The sequence below is a fragment of the Enterovibrio gelatinilyticus genome, assembly GCF_028683095.1.
Taxonomy (GTDB): Bacteria; Pseudomonadota; Gammaproteobacteria; order Enterobacterales; family Vibrionaceae; genus Enterovibrio; species Enterovibrio gelatinilyticus.
In genome coordinates, this window is sequence record NZ_JAJUBC010000014.1 from 18,637 (window position 1) to 36,012 (window position 17,376).

Genomic DNA, 17,376 nt, shown 5'->3' on the forward strand with positions numbered 1-17,376 from the left:
CGCGAGTGTGTCACTTATTCTGCGTCAGCTTCAGGCTGAGCGTCAGTTTCAGCAGCAGGTGCTTGCTCTACTGCTTCTTTCATGCTCAGGCGGATACGGCCTTGACGGTCGATTTCCAGAACCTTGACTTGAACTTCTTGACCTTGTTCTACGTAGTCAGACACTTTCTCGATGCGCTTATCAGCCACTTGAGAGATGTGTACCAGACCTTCTTTGGTGCCGATAACAGACACAAAGCAACCGAAGTCAACAATGCGCGTTACTTTACCCGTGTAGATACGGCCTACTTCTACTTCAGCAGTCAGCGCTTCGATGCGTGCAATTGCCGCTTTCGCTTTCTCACCGTCAGTTGCTGCGATCTTCACTGTACCGTCATCTTCGATTTCGATAGTTGTGTCAGTTTCGTCAGTCAATGCACGGATAACAGCGCCGCCTTTACCGATAACATCTTTGATCTTCTCAGGGTTGATCTTGATGGTATGGATGCGTGGTGCGAATTCAGAGATATCGTCACGAGCTGCAGAGATTGCTTGGTCCATCACGCTTAGGATGTGCAGACGCGCGCCCTTAGCTTGGTTCAGAGCAATTTCCATGATCTCTTTAGTGATACCTTCGATTTTAATGTCCATCTGCAGCGCAGTAACACCATCATCAGTACCCGCTACTTTGAAGTCCATGTCGCCTAGGTGATCTTCGTCACCCAAGATGTCAGACAGAACAACGAAGTCGCTTTCTTCTTTCACAAGACCCATTGCGATACCCGCAACAGATTTCTTGATAGGTACACCCGCGTCCATTAGCGCAAGAGAAGTACCACATACAGACGCCATTGAAGACGAACCGTTAGATTCAGTGATTTCAGAAACCACACGAACGGTGTACGGGAATTCATCTTGTGAAGGCATTACTGCTGCAATACCACGCTTAGCCAGTTTACCGTGGCCGATTTCACGACGCTTAGGAGAACCAACGAAACCTGTTTCACCTACACAGTATGGAGGGAAGTTGTAGTGCAGTAGGAAGTTGTCAGTGCGCTCACCAGTGATTGAATCAATGATTTGTGCGTCACGCTGCGTACCAAGGGTCGCAGTAACAAGAGCCTGAGTTTCACCACGAGTGAACAATGAAGAACCGTGGGTACGTGGAAGTACACCAGTACGTACGTCTAGCGCACGAACCATGTCTTTTTCACGGCCATCAATACGTGGGTTACCAGCAATGATGCGGCCACGTACAACGTTCTTCTCAAGGCTGCCCAGCATGCCTTGGATTTCACGAACGTTCAGATCGTCATTCTCTTCGCTCATTTGAGCGATAACGCTTTGCTTGATTTCACCAACTTGTGCGTAACGCGCCATTTTCTCGGTGATTTGGTACGCTTCTACGAAACGTGCTTCAGCCAGTTCTGCAACGCGTGCTTTACGCTCAGCGTTAACAACTGGTGCAGCCCAATCCCAAGAAGGAGTAGCAACTTCAGCTGCGAACTCGTTGATTGCTTTAATAGCAACTTGTTGTTGGTCATGACCAAAAACAACCGCTTGTAGCATTTGCTCTTCGCTTAGACGGTCAGCTTCTGATTCAACCATCAGAACAGCGCCTTCAGTACCAGCGATAACCAGATCCAAACGGCTGCTTTCTAGTTCAGTGTTGCTTGGGTTCAATACCAACTGATCGTTGATGAAACCAACACGTGCAGCACCGATTGGGCCGTTAAATGGCAAACCAGAAATAGTCAGTGCCGCTGACGTTGCAAGCATTGCTACGATGTCAGGGTTAACGTCTGGGTTTACAGAAACCACAGTTGCGATAACTTGAACTTCGTTTTTGAAGCCGTCTGGGAAAAGTGGACGGATTGGACGGTCGATCAGACGTGAAGTTAGTGTTTCGCCTTCTGAAGGACGACCTTCACGTTTGAAGAAACCACCTGGGATTTTACCCGCTGCGTAAGTACGCTCTTGGTAGTTAACCGTCAACGGGAAGAAGTCTTGACCTTCTACCGCGTCTTTTTTACCAACAACACTTACGAATACTGAAGTGTCGTCCATGCTAGCCATAACAGCTGCAGTTGCTTGGCGAGCCATAACGCCAGTTTCCAGCGTTACGGTGTGGTTACCATACTGGAATGTTTTTACGATTGGATTCACGTGAAATTCCTTGTTTTATTTGCACTTACTTAGTGCGAGTCACTTTATTCTCAATGGCTTCACCAATCGCGACTAATGACAAAACTCAATTATTCTTCATAAGAAGAATACGACAACAGAGTGTTCTCAATAGTCGCGACCTGATGGTCGACTTCGTAGACTGCGAAGCCAATGAAAGCGCCAATATTATATACCCAAACTGACGCAATATGCATGTTTCGGCAAGAATTACTGGAGTGATGCTCAAGGGTGAGTATACATACGGCTTTCAGGCCAACTGAAAAGGTCGCATTGGACACAAACCCACTGACTACCGAACAATAAGCCTAGCCGACACATTATGAAAGAAGGGAGCAAAAACGAGAAAAGGAGCCACTAGGGCTCCTTTTCGGTATGCGGTGCTTAAAAGCCAAAGGCTTATTAGCGACGCAGACCCAGACGCTTGATCAGGTCAAGGTAACGGTCAGCGTTTTTGCCTTTCAAGTAGTCAAGCAGTTTACGACGACGCGAAACCATGCGCAGTAGACCGCGACGGCTGTGGTGATCACCTTTGTGCTCAGCGAAGTGGCCTTGCAGGTGATTGATAGAAGCAGTCAAAAGCGCTACTTGAACTTCTGGAGAACCAGTGTCGTTAGTGCCTTGTGCGTATTCTGCAACGATTGCTGCTTTAGTTTCTGCATTCAGAGACATAGTCTATTCCTAAATGTAAAAGGTTATATTTGCGCCAGCCAATCTCTGATTCAGCCGACACCCGAGCGGCGGATTCTACAGCGCTTACCTCGATAAGGCAATCGATATAGTCTCTACCAAAATACTATTTTCTGTTTTGGAAATTTATTCCTGACGGATCTTAACCAAACGTTTTGGTGCGATCAGGCCGTCAGCATCAATTTCACCCACACCAATAAAGGTGCGCTCTTCGCCCATTGTCATACGGACCTGCCCTTCAGCAGGCGCATTTGCCGCCTGAACGGCTTGACCTTGCAAGACATAACTTGCGACGGTAGGGAGAATATTCACTTCTTCTAAATCTTGAACAGCAGAGTCAAGAGGAAGTAGCAAAGGGTCAAGCAGTTCACGAGGCTGAACGCCTTGTTCACGCGCTTGCTCTAACAATTCTTCTAGCTGCTCTAGCGTGACCATTTTTTCAACGGGGTAACGAGACACACCGATACGGCGAAGTGCCGTAACATGCGCACCACAACCCAGCATTTCACCCAAATCATCAACGATGGTGCGGATGTAAGTACCTTTAGAGCAATGCACTTCCATCTCGATTTCATCGCCTTCGAAGCGAAGTAGCGTGATTTCGAAAACGTTGATTTTACGCGCTTCGCGTGGCACTTCGATGCCAGCACGAGCATATTCGTAAAGTGGTTTGCCTTCGAATTTCAACGCAGAGAACATAGATGGTACTTGCATGGTTTCGCCACGGAAACTTGCAATGAAACCTTCCAATTGTTCTTGGGTCACGTTCACGTCGCGCGTTTCTACTACTTCGCCATCTGAATCAGAGGTGTTAGTACGCTCGCCCAACTTCGCGACAACCACGTAGCGCTTGTCAGAATCGAGCAAGAACTGCGAAAACTTAGTGGCTTCACCAAAACAAATTGGCAACATACCCGTCGCCAATGGATCAAGTGCACCAGTGTGGCCAGCTTTTTCTGCGAAGAAAATGCGTTTCACTTGCTGCAAAGCACCGTTTGAAGTAATACCCGTTGGTTTGTCTAGTAGAACAATCCCATCAACTGGGCGTCCCTGACGACGAGGACGGCGACCCATTATTCTTTGTCTCCGTCATTGTCGTCTTCTACATGGCGTTCTTCATCAGACTTCACAGCCTGACTCACCAAGTTAGAAATGCGCATGCCTTCAGTCAGTGATTGGTCAAACACAAAAATCACTTCAGGGGTGATACGTAGACGAATTGCTTTACCAAGCAATGTGCGCACGTACCATGCTTGTTCATTCAATGCTTCCAGACCCGCTTCTGCGGTCTGATCGCCAGTCGTCAAAAAGGTCACGTGTACTTTTGCGTATGCAAGGTCACGAGAAACATCAACGCCTGATACCGTTACCATGCTGATGCGCGGGTCTTTGATCTCACGCTGCAGGATAAGTGCGACTTCTTTTTGCACTTGCTGCGATACACGCTGGGTACGGCTAAATTCTTTGGCCATAACTCTCTTCTCTCATAAAGAATGGGGGGAAAGCGCTAAGCACTTCCCCCCATGGTGTTTATAAACAACCTGTTACAGGTAGCTATTATTCGATGGTGCGTTTCACTTCAACGATTTCGAATACTTCGATTTGGTCGCCAGTGCGAACATCGTTGTAGTTCTTAACGCCGATACCACACTCGTAGCCTTTCGCTACTTCGTTGACATCGTCTTTAAAGCGACGCAGTGACTCTAGCTCACCTTCATAGATAACAACGTTGTCACGCAGTACGCGGATTGGGTTGTTACGCTTGATGGTACCTTCAGAAACGATACAGCCTGCAATTGCACCAATCTTAGGTGATTTGAAGACTTCACGTACTTCAGCCAGACCCATAATTTCTTGTTTGAACTCAGGCGCAAGCATACCGCTCATCGCTTGTTTCACTTCATCAATCAGGGCGTAGATCACTGAGTAGTAACGCAGATCTAGGCTTTCAGCATCAATCGTCTTACGCGCAGACGCATCAGCACGAACGTTGAAGCCAACCAAGATAGCGTTTGAAGCAGCAGCTAGAACCGCATCGGTTTCGGTGATAGCACCAACACCCGAACCTACGATCTTCACTTTTACTTCGTCAGTAGACAGTTTAACCAGTGAGTCTGCAATGGCTTCAACAGAACCTTGTACATCAGCTTTCAGTACAATGTTCAGCTCAGACACTTCACCTTCAGCCATGTTAGAGAACATGTTTTCCAGTTTCGCTTTCTGCTGGCGAGCCAGTTTAACGTCACGGAATTTGCCTTGGCGGTAAAGAGCAACTTCACGCGCTTTACGCTCATCACGAACAACAGTCGCTTCATCACCTGCAGAAGGAACACCGGAAAGACCCAGGATTTCGACAGGGATAGACGGGCCAGCTTCTTCAACGTCTTTACCGTTCTCATCGCGCATTGCACGAACACGGCCATATTCAAGACCACAAAGAACGATATCGCCTTTTTTCAGCGTACCTTCTTGTACAAGAACAGTAGCAACTGGGCCACGGCCTTTGTCTAGACGTGATTCGATAACCACACCGCTCGCCATGCTGTCACGTACGGCTTCAAGCTCAAGAACTTCTGATTGCAGCAAGATTGCTTCAAGCAGTTCGTCAATGTTAAGACCTTGCTTAGCAGAAACATGAACGAACATGTTTTCGCCGCCCCAGTCTTCAGACATAACGTTGTGCTGAGACAGTTCATTCTTCACGCGATCTGGGTCAGCAGCTTCTTTATCGATCTTGTTCACAGCAACGATAAGTGGCACATCGGCCGCTTTTGCGTGCTGGATAGCTTCGATAGTTTGTGGCATTACGCCATCGTCCGCTGCAACAACCAGAACAACGATATCCGTTGCTTTAGCACCACGTGCACGCATTGATGTAAACGCTGCGTGTCCTGGAGTATCCAAGAAGGTGATCATGCCGTTTTCAGTTTCAACGTGGTATGCACCAATGTGCTGGGTAATACCACCGGCTTCGCCAGAAGCAACGTGTGCTTTACGAATGTAATCAAGTAGCGATGTTTTACCGTGGTCAACGTGACCCATGATAGTAACAACAGGTGCACGTGGTTCACGTTTTGCACTGTCATCACGATCCAGCATGACCGCTTCTTCAAGTTCGTTCTCTTTACGAAGAACAACCTTGTGACCCATTTCTTCTGCAACCAGTGCTGCAGTTTCTTGGTCAATAACTTGGTTGATGGTTGCCATTGCGCCCATCTTCATCATGGTTTTGATAACTTCGGTAGCTTTAACAGCCATCTTGTTAGCAAGTTCAGCAACAGTGACTGTTTCGCCGATTTCTACATCACGGTTAACTTTCTGTGCTGGCTTCTGGAAACCATGCTGCATAGACGTTGGCTTAGACATACGGCCTTTCAGCTTGCCGCCTTTACCACCACGTCCGCGATTTGCTGACGAGTCGTCTTTATCTTGTGCTGATTTTTTCTTCTTGCGACGACGTGGTGCAGCTTCTTGGCGGCGATCCGCTTCGTCTTCTGCTTCGCGTGCATGTTGGAAAGTTGTAACGTGATGATCTGTTGCTTCCATTACATCTGTTACCACTTCTTGCTTACTCCAACGCTCTTCGTTCAATTCTGCCATCTTGCGTGCCTCTTCTAGCTGGCGCTGACTTTCTTCTTCAGCTCTACGCTTGGCTTCCTCTTCCTGGCGACGCTTGAGTTCATCAGCTTCATTTTTTGCTTGCGCCTCAGAAGCTTCACGAGATGCTTTTTGCTCTGCAGTCTCGTTCAAAGCTTTTGATTTCTCAGCCGCAACGCGTAATTTTTCTTCGGCGTCACGTTTCGCTTTTTCTTCAGCGTCACGCTTTGCTTTTTCTTCGGCTTCTCGCTTCGCTGCTTCTTCAGCTTCGCGACGGGCTTTTTCCTCAGCCTCACGCTGTGCTGCTTCTTCAGCTTCACGTTGTGCAGCTTCCTGCGCTACACGTTGTTCTTCGAGGTCGCTGCGCTTCACGTAGGTGCGCTTTTTGCGCACTTCTACCTGAACATCCTTACTCTTTCCGCCAGCACCAGAAACACTCAAGGTGCTGCGTTTTTTGCGCTGTAACGTCAGTCGAGTTGGAGCGCTACCATCGTCGCCGTGCTCACGCTTCAGATGCGAAAGCAGAGTCTGCTTCTCATCTTGGCTTACGCTGTCTTCTGCTGACTTTTGAATGCCTGCATCTTGAAACTGCTTAAGCAAACGATCTACCGGCGTATCGATCTCGCTCGCCAGTGATTTAACTGTAACTTCTGACATTCTGCTCCTCCTTTGCTGCGCTTAAGCTTCGTCGCTGAACCAGCAAATATTGCGTGCTGCCATGATAAGCTCGCCCGCTTTAACTTCATCCATTCCCTCGATATCTAGAAGATCATCAGTGCCTTGGTCGGCCAGATCTTCCAATGTGCAGATACCTTTTGTCGCCAGGCGGAACGCCATATCACGCTCCAAGCCTTCTAGACCCAACAGGTCTTCAGCAGGCTCTGCACCGTCAAGGATTTCTTCTTTCGCCAATGCAATAGTGGTCAGTGCTTCTTTCGCACGGCTACGCAGTTCTTCAACGGTATCTTCATCAAGACCGTCAACTTCCATTAGCTCTGCGGCTGGCACATAAGCCACTTCTTCCAATGTGGTGAAACCTTCTTCAACCAACATTGCTGCGAAGTCTTCGTCGATGTCTAGGTGCTTACTAAACAGCTCAATAGACTGACCCGCTTCTTCCTGGTGCTTCTTCTTAAGATCTTCAACAGTCATCACGTTCAACACCCAACCAGTTAGTTGTGATGCTAGACGTACGTTTTGACCGTTACGACCAATCGCTTGCGCCAGATTGTCAGCTTCAACTGCGATATCCATTGTGTGGGTATCTTCGTCTACGATAATAGACGCAACTTCAGCAGGTGCCATCGCATTGATAACCAATTGCGCTGGGTTGTCATCCCATAAAACAATATCGATACGCTCGCCACCTAGTTCACCCGAAACGGCTTGAACTCGCGCACCACGCATACCAACACACGCACCAACAGGGTCAATACGCTTGTCATTTGTCTTCACGGCAATTTTTGCACGTGAGCCAGGATCGCGGGCTGCGCCCATGATCTCGATCATTTCTTCGCCGATTTCTGGCACTTCAATGCGGAACAGTTCGATCAGCATTTCAGGCTTAGAGCGAGTCATGAACAATTGGAAGCCGCGCGCTTCTGGACGCACAGCATACAGCAAACCGCGCACGCGGTCGCCTGGACGGAAATTTTCACGTGGCAACTGATCGTCACGTTGGATTGCCGCTTCTGCATTATTGCCAAGGTCAACGATGATCACATCACGGTTAACTTTCTTCACAATACCAGTGATCAGCTCACCTTCATTGTCCATGAACTGCTCAACCACTTGCTCACGCTCAGCTTCACGTACTTTTTGTACAATAACTTGCTTCGCGGTTTGTGTGGTAATGCGGTCAAACGTAACAGACTCGATGTCGTCTTCTACGAAGCTACCAACTACCATAGTTTCATCTTCAAACTGAGCAGCTTCAAGCGTGATTTCGCGAGTTGGTTGAGTGACTTCTTCAACAACTTCCCAACGACGGAACGTTTCGAATTCGCCCGTTTTACGGTCGATTACAACACGTACTTCGATCTCTGCTTCGTGTTTTTTCTTAGTGGCCGTTGCCAGCGCTGTTTCCAACGCTTCAAAAATGCGCTCGCGAGGAACTGCTTTTTCGTTGGATACCGCTTCGACGACAGCCAAGATTTCTTTGTTCATGAACTAATGCCTCATTTAAGCTTAAAATGAAGGAACCAGGTTGGCCTTGGCAATATTGCTCAGGGCAAACGCTTCTTCGTTGCCATCGACGTTGATGGTCACAGTCTCACCTTCCATAGAAAGAATGACGCCTTTCCATTTGCGGCGGTTTTGCATAGCCATTTTCAGCACTATGTTGACTTCATGACCAATAAAACGCTGGTAATGTGCAGCGATAAAAAGTGGTCTCTCCAAACCTGGAGATGAAACTTCAAGGTGGTAAGCCACAGTAATTGGATCTTCTACGTCCATGACTGCACTAACCTGACGGCTCACTTCAGCACAAGATTCAACTGTGATGCCGTTCTCGTGATCGATAAAGATACGAAGGGTTGAGTGCTGTCCAGCGCGAACAAACTCAAGCCCTACAAGCTCATAGTCTAACGCTGCAACAGGTGCTTCAAGCATAGCGAAAAGCTGTTTTTCTAATCCTGTCATACAAACCCCAGAAATAAAAAAAGGGCTAAAAAGCCCAGTTATCCATCCGAATGGTCATCTTCAGATAACAAAAAACCCCGAATATCGGGGTTTAATGCAACTGGACCCTTGTGTCATGGTTGCCCATGACCAGTGACTGTTTTGGTCTCTCTAAACAATCACCGTAAAGTGGTTGCGGGGGCCGGATTTGAACCGACGACCTTCGGGTTATGAGCCCGACGAGCTACCAAACTGCTCCACCCCGCGTCCGATGGCGAATAGTATATCTTCGCCTCACACACTAATACAAGTACTGTGAACCATATTTCAGGATTTTTAAATTGGTGCCGAGAGCGGGACTTGAACCCGCATGCCTATACAGGCACTACCCCCTCAAGATAGCGTGTCTACCAATTTCACCACCTCGGCAAATCTATTTCTTAGTTAGGGATGTCACTGTTGCTACCAGTAGTAGCTGGAACATCACCTGCCTGCGTCTGCTCAGTCAATGGCACACTCAGGTCTTCATACTCACTACCCGATTGGATTTGGTGAGATGTTAAGTTACCTAGCACTAAGCTAAGTACAAAGAATACAGTTGCGAAAATCGCAGTCATTCGGGTCAGAAAGTTTCCAGAGCCGCCAGAGCCAAATACACTATTTGATGCCCCAGCCCCGAAAGAGGCTCCCATATCTGCGCCTTTACCCTGTTGAACCAAAACCAGGCCAATAACACCGAGCGCGGCCAACAGATAAATCACAAGTAGAATTTCGTACATGGGTTCCACCTATGTTCCAAATTGTTGAGCCAGCTGACATTTAAGTTCACTAGCGCAACTCCCATCATTGGGAGCGGGAGAATACTAACGAATGCCAGACGGTGAAACAAGAGAAAAATGCAAAAAAACGGTAGTTTTCATCCCGTTTGCACATCTTGTAACCACCTTGACTCCCACTCCATGTCGTTTTTCTATCGTGCTTTTTGCAGGTTAGCAGTTCGCTTTCACCGCTTCTGCAATCTCAAGCGCATAGGCTTGAACCTCTTCAGCATTTTCGCCTTCCACCATAACGCGGATGAGTGGCTCGGTGCCGGATTTACGAAGCAGTACGCGACCTGTATCACCGAGTTTTGCTTCTACAGCCGCTTTAGCAGACAGCACTGCATCTGATTCTAGCGGATCGCTACTTCCACTAAAGCGCACATTTTCTAGTACCTGTGGGAACATACTCATGCCATCGCATAGCTCTTTCAAGCTCAAGCCAGTGCCAACGACACTAGCAAGCACTTGAAGGGCTGCAACAATCGCGTCACCCGTGGTCACCTTATCAAGAAGGATCACATGGCCTGAGTTTTCAGCGCCAATTTTCCAATCGTTTTGCAGCAGTTTTTCCATCACGTAGCGATCGCCAACTTTAGCGCGAGTAAATGGAATTCCGAGTTGCTTCAGTGCTACTTCCATGCCCATATTGGTCATGAGAGTGCCCACCACTCCACCTTTTAATTCACCGCGACGTAAGGATTCACGTGCGATGATATAAGCGATTTGGTCACCGTCTACTTTATTGCCTTCATGGTCAACCATGATGATACGGTCACCATCACCATCAAAGGCAATACCCAGAACGGCTTCTTCTTCTAAAACACGCTTTTGAAGTGCGCGAACATCCGTTGCACCCACTTCTGCATTGATGTTTGTACCGTTTGGTTCTACACCCATTGCAATGATATCAGCGCCTAATTCAGAGAACACTGAAGGTGCAATGTGATAGGTCGCACCATGTGCACAATCGATAACGATCTTAAGGCCTTTCAGGTTCATTTCTGACGGGAACGTACCTTTACAGAATTCAATGTAACGACCAGCAGCGTCTACGATGCGGCTTGCCTTACCCAGTTCCGCAGAATCCACACAGGTCAGTGCTTTTTCAAGCTCAGCTTCAATAGCAAGTTCAACTTCATCAGGAAGTTTGGTGCCTTCAGACGAGAAAAATTTGATGCCGTTGTCATAATACGGGTTGTGTGAGGCAGAGATAACAATCCCGGCTTCGGCGCGGAACGTTTGCGTTAAATACGCAATGGCAGGTGTTGGCATTGGGCCAGTAAATGCGGCCTGAAGACCTGCTGCAGATAACCCTGCTTCTAACGCTGATTCAAGCATATAGCCAGAGATACGCGTATCTTTTCCTATCAAGACTTTCTTTGTGCCTTGTTGGCTAAGCACTCGTCCTGCCGCCCAACCCAGTTTCAGCATAAAGTCTGGCGTGATTGGGAATTGGCCAACTTTACCGCGTACACCGTCGGTGCCGAAGTATTTACGTTCTGTCATTGTGTATCTCCAAGTAGATCTGCTGCTTCTTGCATCATGCTGACAACACGAACCACATCGGCGGTTTCTTTTACGTCATGTACACGAATGAGCTGCGCTCCTTTCGAAGCAGCAATAGTGGCGCAAGCTAAACTCCCCCCCAACACATCAGTAGGGGATTTTTCCAATAATTTAAAAATCATAGACTTCCGAGACATACCCGCAAGTATAGGCAGCCCATGACGATGAAACGATTCCAGTTTTACTAGTAACTGATAATTATGTGTAAGTGTCTTACCAAACCCAAAGCCTGGGTCCAAAATGAGCTTTTCTTTGGCAATGCCCACTGCAGAACAGGCATCAATTCTCTCATCAAAGAACCGATGGATATCTTCAAAAAGATCCACATACGTAGGATCAACCTGCATTGAACGAGGTTGTCCCTGCATGTGCATAATACACACTGGCACATCAGCCAAGGCTGCTGCGTTAAGCGCATTGGGCTCTTGTAGTGCACGTACGTCATTGATTAGATTAGCACCTGCATTTACCGCTGCCGTCATAACCGCCGCTTTGCTGGTATCAATAGAAATCCAGCAATCAAACCTTTTTCTAATAGCTTCTATCGCAGGAATGACTCTTGAGAGTTCTTCATCGAGCGATACATCTGCCGCCCCAGGCCTTGTTGACTCACCACCGATATCTAATACCGACGCACCTGCACTGAGCATATTCTCAGCATGATAAAGCGCAGTATCAAGGTGACTGAACTTCCCACCATCGGAGAACGAATCGGGCGTGACGTTAAGGATACCCATCACTTTTGGAGAAGACAGGTCGAGAGAGAGTTCTTTACTGGTCAGTATCATAGTCGGACTTTGTTTTAGGCGAGAATTTATCACTACCAAAAGAAAAACCCCGAGTAATCCCGGGGTTTGAAATAGCTAACGAGGCGATTACGCTTCTGGCTGGTTGTCTGGATCGACCGGTTTAGATCCCGCGTCATCTGAAGAAGATTCTGATTTTGCTTCTGCATCAGGCTTCTTCGGCGTGTTATCTGAACTGTCGTCAGTAGTCCAACCCGCAGGCTCGCGCACTGGGCGGCGTTCCATCAAGTCATCAATCTGTGCTGCATCAATAGTTTCATACTTCATCAATGCATCTTTCATTGCATGCATGATATCCATATTTTCTTCGATGAGTTTACGCGCACGTAAATAGTTACGGTCAATAAGCTCACGAATCTCACTATCGATAAGGCGCGCCGTTTCATCCGAAACATGCTTAGATTTCGCAACAGAACGACCAAGGAATACTTCGCCCTCGTCATCGGCATACAGCAATGGACCCAGTTTTTCTGAGAAACCCCATTGAGTAACCATCTTACGAGCAATGTCAGTGGCTCGCTCAATATCGTTCGAGGCCCCTGTAGAAACGTTATCGACACCGTAAATAATCTCTTCCGCCAAACGTCCACCATAAAGACTCGAAATCATCGACTCTAGGTGCAAGCGAGACATGCTCACGCGATCTTGTTCAGGAAGATACATGGTCACACCCAATGCGCGTCCACGTGGGATAATAGACACCTTGTAGACAGGGTCGTGTTCTGGCACTAGGCGACCAACAACAGCATGGCCAGCTTCATGATAAGCAGTCGATTCTTTGGACTCTTCTGTAAGTACCATCGATTTACGCTCGGCACCCATCATGATTTTGTCTTTCGCGAGTTCAAACTCAACCATAGACACAACACGCTTGTTACCACGAGCTGCAAACAATGCTGCTTCGTTCACCAAGTTTGCCAGATCTGCACCTGAGAACCCTGGCGTACCACGAGCAATAAGAGATGCTTCAACATCACCACCCAGTGGCACTTTACGCATGTGTACTTTAAGAATTTGTTCACGACCGCGGACGTCAGGCAAGCCAACAACGACTTGACGGTCAAAACGGCCAGGACGTAACAATGCTGGATCTAGAACGTCTGGACGGTTTGTTGCGGCGATAACGATAATACCTTCGTTACCTTCGAAACCATCCATTTCGACCAACATCTGGTTTAGCGTTTGTTCACGTTCGTCGTGACCACCACCTAGACCCGCACCACGTTGGCGACCTACAGCATCAATTTCATCAATAAAGATGATACAAGGTGATGTTTTCTTCGCTTGTTCGAACATGTCACGGACACGAGATGCACCCACACCCACGAACATTTCTACGAAGTCAGAACCAGAAATCGTAAAGAATGGTACTTTCGCTTCACCTGCGATGGCTTTAGCCAGCAAGGTTTTACCTGTACCAGGAGGACCCACCATCAAGACACCCGTTGGAATTTTACCACCGAGTTTCTGGAAGCGACTTGGGTCGCGCAGGTAATCAACCAGTTCTTTAACGTCTTCTTTTGCTTCGTCACAACCAGCGACATCAGCGAACGTTGTTTTAATTTGCTCTTCGCTCATCATGCGCGCTTTCGATTTACCGAAAGACATCGCCCCTTTGCCACCGCCGCCTTGCATTTGACGCATGAAGAAAATCCACACACCGATAAGCAGAAGCATTGGGAACCAAGAGATGAAAATTGAAGCAAGAATGCTTGGTTCTTCAGGAGGCGTACCGCGAACCTGAACTTTAGAATTGATAAGGTCGTCTAGAAGCTTAGGATCTTGGAGAACAGGCATGTAGGTGACATAGCTCGTGCCATCACGACGTGTCACTTTCAGTTCGCGATTATCGAACTGTACATCCTGTAGTTTATCCTGTCCTATCTCTTGGACGAACGTTGTGTAGTCGACTTGACGGCCCGCGCTGTCGCCTGGTCCAAAACTCTGGAACACAGACATCAGTACAACAGCGATAACCAACCAAAGAATCAAGTTTTTTGCCATGTCACTCAAGGTGTTAGCTCCGCGGAAACTTTAGTAATAATAGTAGAGTACTACAGTTTATAACCTGTAGCCACAATGTACACCTCACGCGAGCGAGCTCGAGAGGAGTCTGGTTTACGGATTTTCACCGCTTTGAACATCTTACGCACTTCAGCCAAATACTGATCAAACCCTTCACCTTGGAAAACTTTGACAATAAAAGCACCATTTGGAGCAAGAACTTCGCGACACATTTCCATTGCAAGTTCAACTAAGTACATTGCTTTGGGTTGATCAGATGCCAAATTACCGCTCATATTGGGCGCCATGTCTGACATCACCACATCAACCATGTCTGGTTGAATACGATCCAACAATGCGTTCAACACTGCTTCTTCGCGAAAATCACCTTGCAAGAAGCTTACACCCGGCAAGGAGTCCATAGGAAGAATGTCACACGCAATAACCTGACCGTTGTCTCCAACTTGCTCTACGGCGTATTGAGACCAACCACCAGGGGCGGCTCCCAAATCGACCACAGTCATGCCCGGTTTTAGCAGCTTGTCCTTACCTTGAATTTCATCCAATTTAAAAATTGCGCGTGAACGAAATCCTTTTTTCTGGGCTTCTTGAACATATTTATCATCAAAATGCTCTTTCAACCAGCGGCCAGAACTCGCTGAGTGTTTCTTTTTACTCATGTTTTACCTAGCCCACATTTCCGACCGTTAAATGTTAACGGACTACTTAGGGGGATATTTGTTCAGTTTGAAAGGATATGGCGGTAGAATGTCACGTTTTCAACCCCGATAAAACAACAAATCGAGTCAACATGAATCTAAGCACAAAACAAAAGCAGCATCTAAAAGGTCTGGCACACTCACTTAAACCTGTCGTTCTGATGGGTGCCAATGGCCTAACAGAAGCCGTGCTTGCTGAGATTGAAATCGCTCTCGATCACCACGAACTAATTAAAGTGAAAGTGGCCTCTGAAGACCGCGACACTAAGAACCTGATTGTAGACGCAATTGTTCGTGAAACTAAGGCAGAAAAAGTTCAAGTCATCGGTAAGGTGCTTGTTCTGTATCGCCCAAGCAAAGAGCGCAAAATCGAACTACCACGTAAATAAGAAAAGGCCGCTAAGCGGCCTTTTTTGTTTCTGCGATGGTAATAACCGCTAACATTTTTATTCGATTAAACGTATTCAACGCTATCGATTTCGAATTCTTTCACGCCACCAGGGGTAGTGATCGATACTTCATCGCCAGCTTCTTTACCAATAAGCCCGCGAGCAATCGGCGAATTGATAGAGATCAGGTGCTTTTTAATGTCAGACTCGTCATCACCAACAATCTGGTAAGACACTTCTTCGTCAGTATTGATGTCTATCAAGCCCACTGTTGAGCCAAAGATAACTTTGCCATTGTTTGGCATCTTTGCAATATCGATGATTTGAGCGACAGAAAGTTTATATTCGATATCACGAATCTGCGCTTCACAAATGCCTTGCTCTTCGCGCGCTGCGTGGTATTCCGCATTCTCTTTAAGATCGCCCAATTCACGAGCTTCACCGATCGCTTGAGTAATAATTGGACGACGTTTCAGCAAACGCTCTAACTCTGTACGAAGCTGCTGTTCGCCACGAACAGTCATGGGTACCTTATCCATAAACGACATTACCTCTATGTCCAAAACCTACGTTTTGGCAATAACAAAGCCACGCCCAAGCAAAGGTATGAGCGCGGCAAACGAATATTTATACCTCAGTGTAAACAAGTTACTTGCTCTGGTCACCTACCATTTTTTTCAGGGCCGTGCCTAACGCCCATATCAGTAGATCCTTACAAACAACAACCTTCTACTAAAGCCTTTTTAAACATATCCACCATGATAATTCCTCGACACATATCACACAAACAAACTCAACTCTCAGTATTTAGAAAAACCTAAAAGATGAAAAATTATAAAAATAACAGCTGAAATCGAACCTTTCAGAATTACTGTAAGCAACTGTTTTAAAACCATTTAAACTAAGCTCGCCACATAAAAAACAATGTTTTCTATTTGTTTTTTTATCGTTTTACTAACAGTTGCATTTCGCGAGCGGTTACAAACATGCCATCGGGATGTTTGGAGATTACATCTCGAAAATCAAAATCTTATAAAGGACAACGTAATGAACAAAACGTTTATCGCACTTGCTGTAGCTGCTCTAGCTTCTACCTCTGTTTCTGCTGCTGAAGTTTTCAACGACGGTACTTCTTCTATGGCTATCGGTGGCCGCGCTGAAGCACGTGCAGCTATCCAAGATGGCGACATGGCTGACAACAGCCGCGTACGTCTAAACTTCCTTGGCACTACCGCTATTGGCGAAGGCGCTTACGGTGTTGGTTTCTTCGAGCGTGAGTTCAAATCAGACGAAAGTGCAGACGAGAACCGTTACATCTTCGCAGGTATCGGTACCGAATACGGCCTAGTAACTTACGGTCTGAACGACGGCTCTCTAGGCATGATCACTGACTTCACTGATATCATGTCTTACCATGGTGCTGTTGCAAGCTCAAAAATCGACGTTGCAGACCGCACTAGCAACAACATCGCGTACAAAGGTGAGTTTGGCGGCCTAACCGTTAAAGCTAACTACGTTGGCGAAAATGACGACGTTAAAAAAGGCTACTCTCTAGGCGCGGTTTACGCAATGGAGAACGGTCTAGCAATGGCTCTAGGTTACGCAGACCAAGACAACCTAACTAAAGACACTGAAAGCCAACTAGAAGCTGCAGTTTCTTACACCATGGGCGACATCTACGTTGCTGCACTTTACAAAGATGGTGAAAACAAAACTTCAGGTGTTAAAGAAGACCTAACTGGTTACGAATTCGCTGCAGCCTACACCATGGGCCAAACCAAGTTCACCACCACTTACGGTAAAGCTGAAACTGAGTCAAAAGACACTGCTGACTCTATCGCAATCGACGCGACGCATTTCTTCAACAGCAACTTCCGCACTTACGTGTCTTACAACTTCAACCTTCTAAACGAAAACGAAGTTGCAACTAAGATCCAAGCAGAAGACGAAATGGTATTCGGTCTACGTTACGATTTCTAATCTAACTTAAGTACTTCACT

General features: G+C 47.1%; 15 protein-coding genes and 2 tRNA genes. 2 read left to right on the top strand and 15 right to left on the bottom strand.

Annotated features, from left to right (window positions below; translation table 11 throughout):
• Positions 1–14 precede the first annotated feature (14 nt).
• The 14 genes from pnp to rlmE all read right to left on the bottom strand — a co-directional run bounded on the left by pnp (position 15) and on the right by rlmE (position 14,948).
• The gene (gene pnp, locus LRP50_RS13235) at positions 15–2,144 is read right to left on the bottom strand and encodes a polyribonucleotide nucleotidyltransferase (protein WP_274164943.1); all 2,130 of its coding nucleotides are present in this window, start codon (positions 2,142–2,144) and stop codon (positions 15–17) included.
• 420 nt (positions 2,145–2,564) lie between these two features.
• Positions 2,565–2,834 carry a 30S ribosomal protein S15 gene (rpsO, locus tag LRP50_RS13240; RefSeq protein ID WP_274164944.1) on the bottom strand — a complete coding sequence of 90 codons (270 nt, stop codon included), beginning with the start codon at positions 2,832–2,834 and terminating at the stop codon, positions 2,565–2,567.
• A gap of 144 nt (positions 2,835–2,978) precedes the next feature.
• A complete protein-coding gene (gene truB / locus LRP50_RS13245) occupies positions 2,979–3,926 on the bottom strand; it encodes a tRNA pseudouridine(55) synthase TruB (RefSeq protein WP_274164945.1) in 948 nt (315 codons plus the stop codon).
• On the bottom strand, positions 3,926–4,324 hold the full coding sequence (gene rbfA / locus LRP50_RS13250) for a 30S ribosome-binding factor RbfA (RefSeq protein WP_028023822.1): 399 nt from the start codon (positions 4,322–4,324) through the stop codon (positions 3,926–3,928). The genes truB and rbfA overlap by 1 nt, the downstream gene beginning before the upstream one ends.
• Before the next feature lie 85 nt (positions 4,325–4,409).
• Complete coding sequence (infB, locus tag LRP50_RS13255) at positions 4,410–7,106, bottom strand: translation initiation factor IF-2 (RefSeq protein ID WP_028023823.1); 2,697 nt, start codon at positions 7,104–7,106, stop codon at positions 4,410–4,412.
• A gap of 21 nt (positions 7,107–7,127) precedes the next feature.
• Positions 7,128–8,615: a transcription termination factor NusA gene (gene nusA / locus LRP50_RS13260; protein WP_274164946.1), complete on the bottom strand. Its 1,488-nt coding sequence runs from the start codon at positions 8,613–8,615 to the stop codon at positions 7,128–7,130.
• Positions 8,616–8,636: 21 nt separating this feature from the next.
• Positions 8,637–9,092 carry a ribosome maturation factor RimP gene (rimP, locus tag LRP50_RS13265; protein ID WP_274164947.1) on the bottom strand — a complete coding sequence of 152 codons (456 nt, stop codon included), beginning with the start codon at positions 9,090–9,092 and terminating at the stop codon, positions 8,637–8,639.
• Positions 9,093–9,261: 169 nt separating this feature from the next.
• Positions 9,262–9,338: transfer RNA gene (locus LRP50_RS13270), tRNA-Met, on the bottom strand.
• Positions 9,339–9,413: 75 nt separating this feature from the next.
• A tRNA-Leu gene (locus LRP50_RS13275) sits at positions 9,414–9,500 on the bottom strand.
• Positions 9,501–9,511: 11 nt separating this feature from the next.
• Positions 9,512–9,850, bottom strand: coding sequence for a preprotein translocase subunit SecG (gene secG / locus LRP50_RS13280; protein ID WP_274164948.1), 339 nt, complete (start codon positions 9,848–9,850; stop codon positions 9,512–9,514).
• Positions 9,851–10,060: 210 nt separating this feature from the next.
• A complete protein-coding gene (glmM, locus tag LRP50_RS13285) occupies positions 10,061–11,398 on the bottom strand; it encodes a phosphoglucosamine mutase (RefSeq protein WP_274164949.1) in 1,338 nt (445 codons plus the stop codon).
• Positions 11,395–12,246 carry a dihydropteroate synthase gene (folP, locus tag LRP50_RS13290; protein WP_274164950.1) on the bottom strand — a complete coding sequence of 284 codons (852 nt, stop codon included), beginning with the start codon at positions 12,244–12,246 and terminating at the stop codon, positions 11,395–11,397. Before folP ends, glmM begins: the two co-directional genes overlap by 4 nt.
• A gap of 87 nt (positions 12,247–12,333) precedes the next feature.
• Positions 12,334–14,268: an ATP-dependent zinc metalloprotease FtsH gene (ftsH, locus tag LRP50_RS13295; RefSeq protein WP_274164951.1), complete on the bottom strand. Its 1,935-nt coding sequence runs from the start codon at positions 14,266–14,268 to the stop codon at positions 12,334–12,336.
• 50 nt (positions 14,269–14,318) lie between these two features.
• Complete coding sequence (gene rlmE / locus LRP50_RS13300; RefSeq protein ID WP_028023830.1) at positions 14,319–14,948, bottom strand: 23S rRNA (uridine(2552)-2'-O)-methyltransferase RlmE; 630 nt, start codon at positions 14,946–14,948, stop codon at positions 14,319–14,321.
• Between the two features lie 131 nt (positions 14,949–15,079).
• On the opposite strand from rlmE, the gene yhbY reads away from it, so the two are divergent.
• The gene (yhbY, locus tag LRP50_RS13305; RefSeq protein WP_028023831.1) at positions 15,080–15,376 is read left to right on the top strand and encodes a ribosome assembly RNA-binding protein YhbY; all 297 of its coding nucleotides are present in this window, start codon (positions 15,080–15,082) and stop codon (positions 15,374–15,376) included.
• A 65-nt stretch (positions 15,377–15,441) separates the two neighbouring features.
• Here the strand turns inward: yhbY and greA are convergent, their stop codons facing one another.
• Positions 15,442–15,915 carry a transcription elongation factor GreA gene (greA, locus tag LRP50_RS13310; RefSeq protein ID WP_274164952.1) on the bottom strand — a complete coding sequence of 158 codons (474 nt, stop codon included), beginning with the start codon at positions 15,913–15,915 and terminating at the stop codon, positions 15,442–15,444.
• A 508-nt stretch (positions 15,916–16,423) separates the two neighbouring features.
• Here greA and LRP50_RS13315 point away from each other — a divergent pair.
• Positions 16,424–17,356: a porin gene (locus LRP50_RS13315; RefSeq protein ID WP_274164953.1), complete on the top strand. Its 933-nt coding sequence runs from the start codon at positions 16,424–16,426 to the stop codon at positions 17,354–17,356.
• Positions 17,357–17,376: the final 20 nt, after the last annotated feature.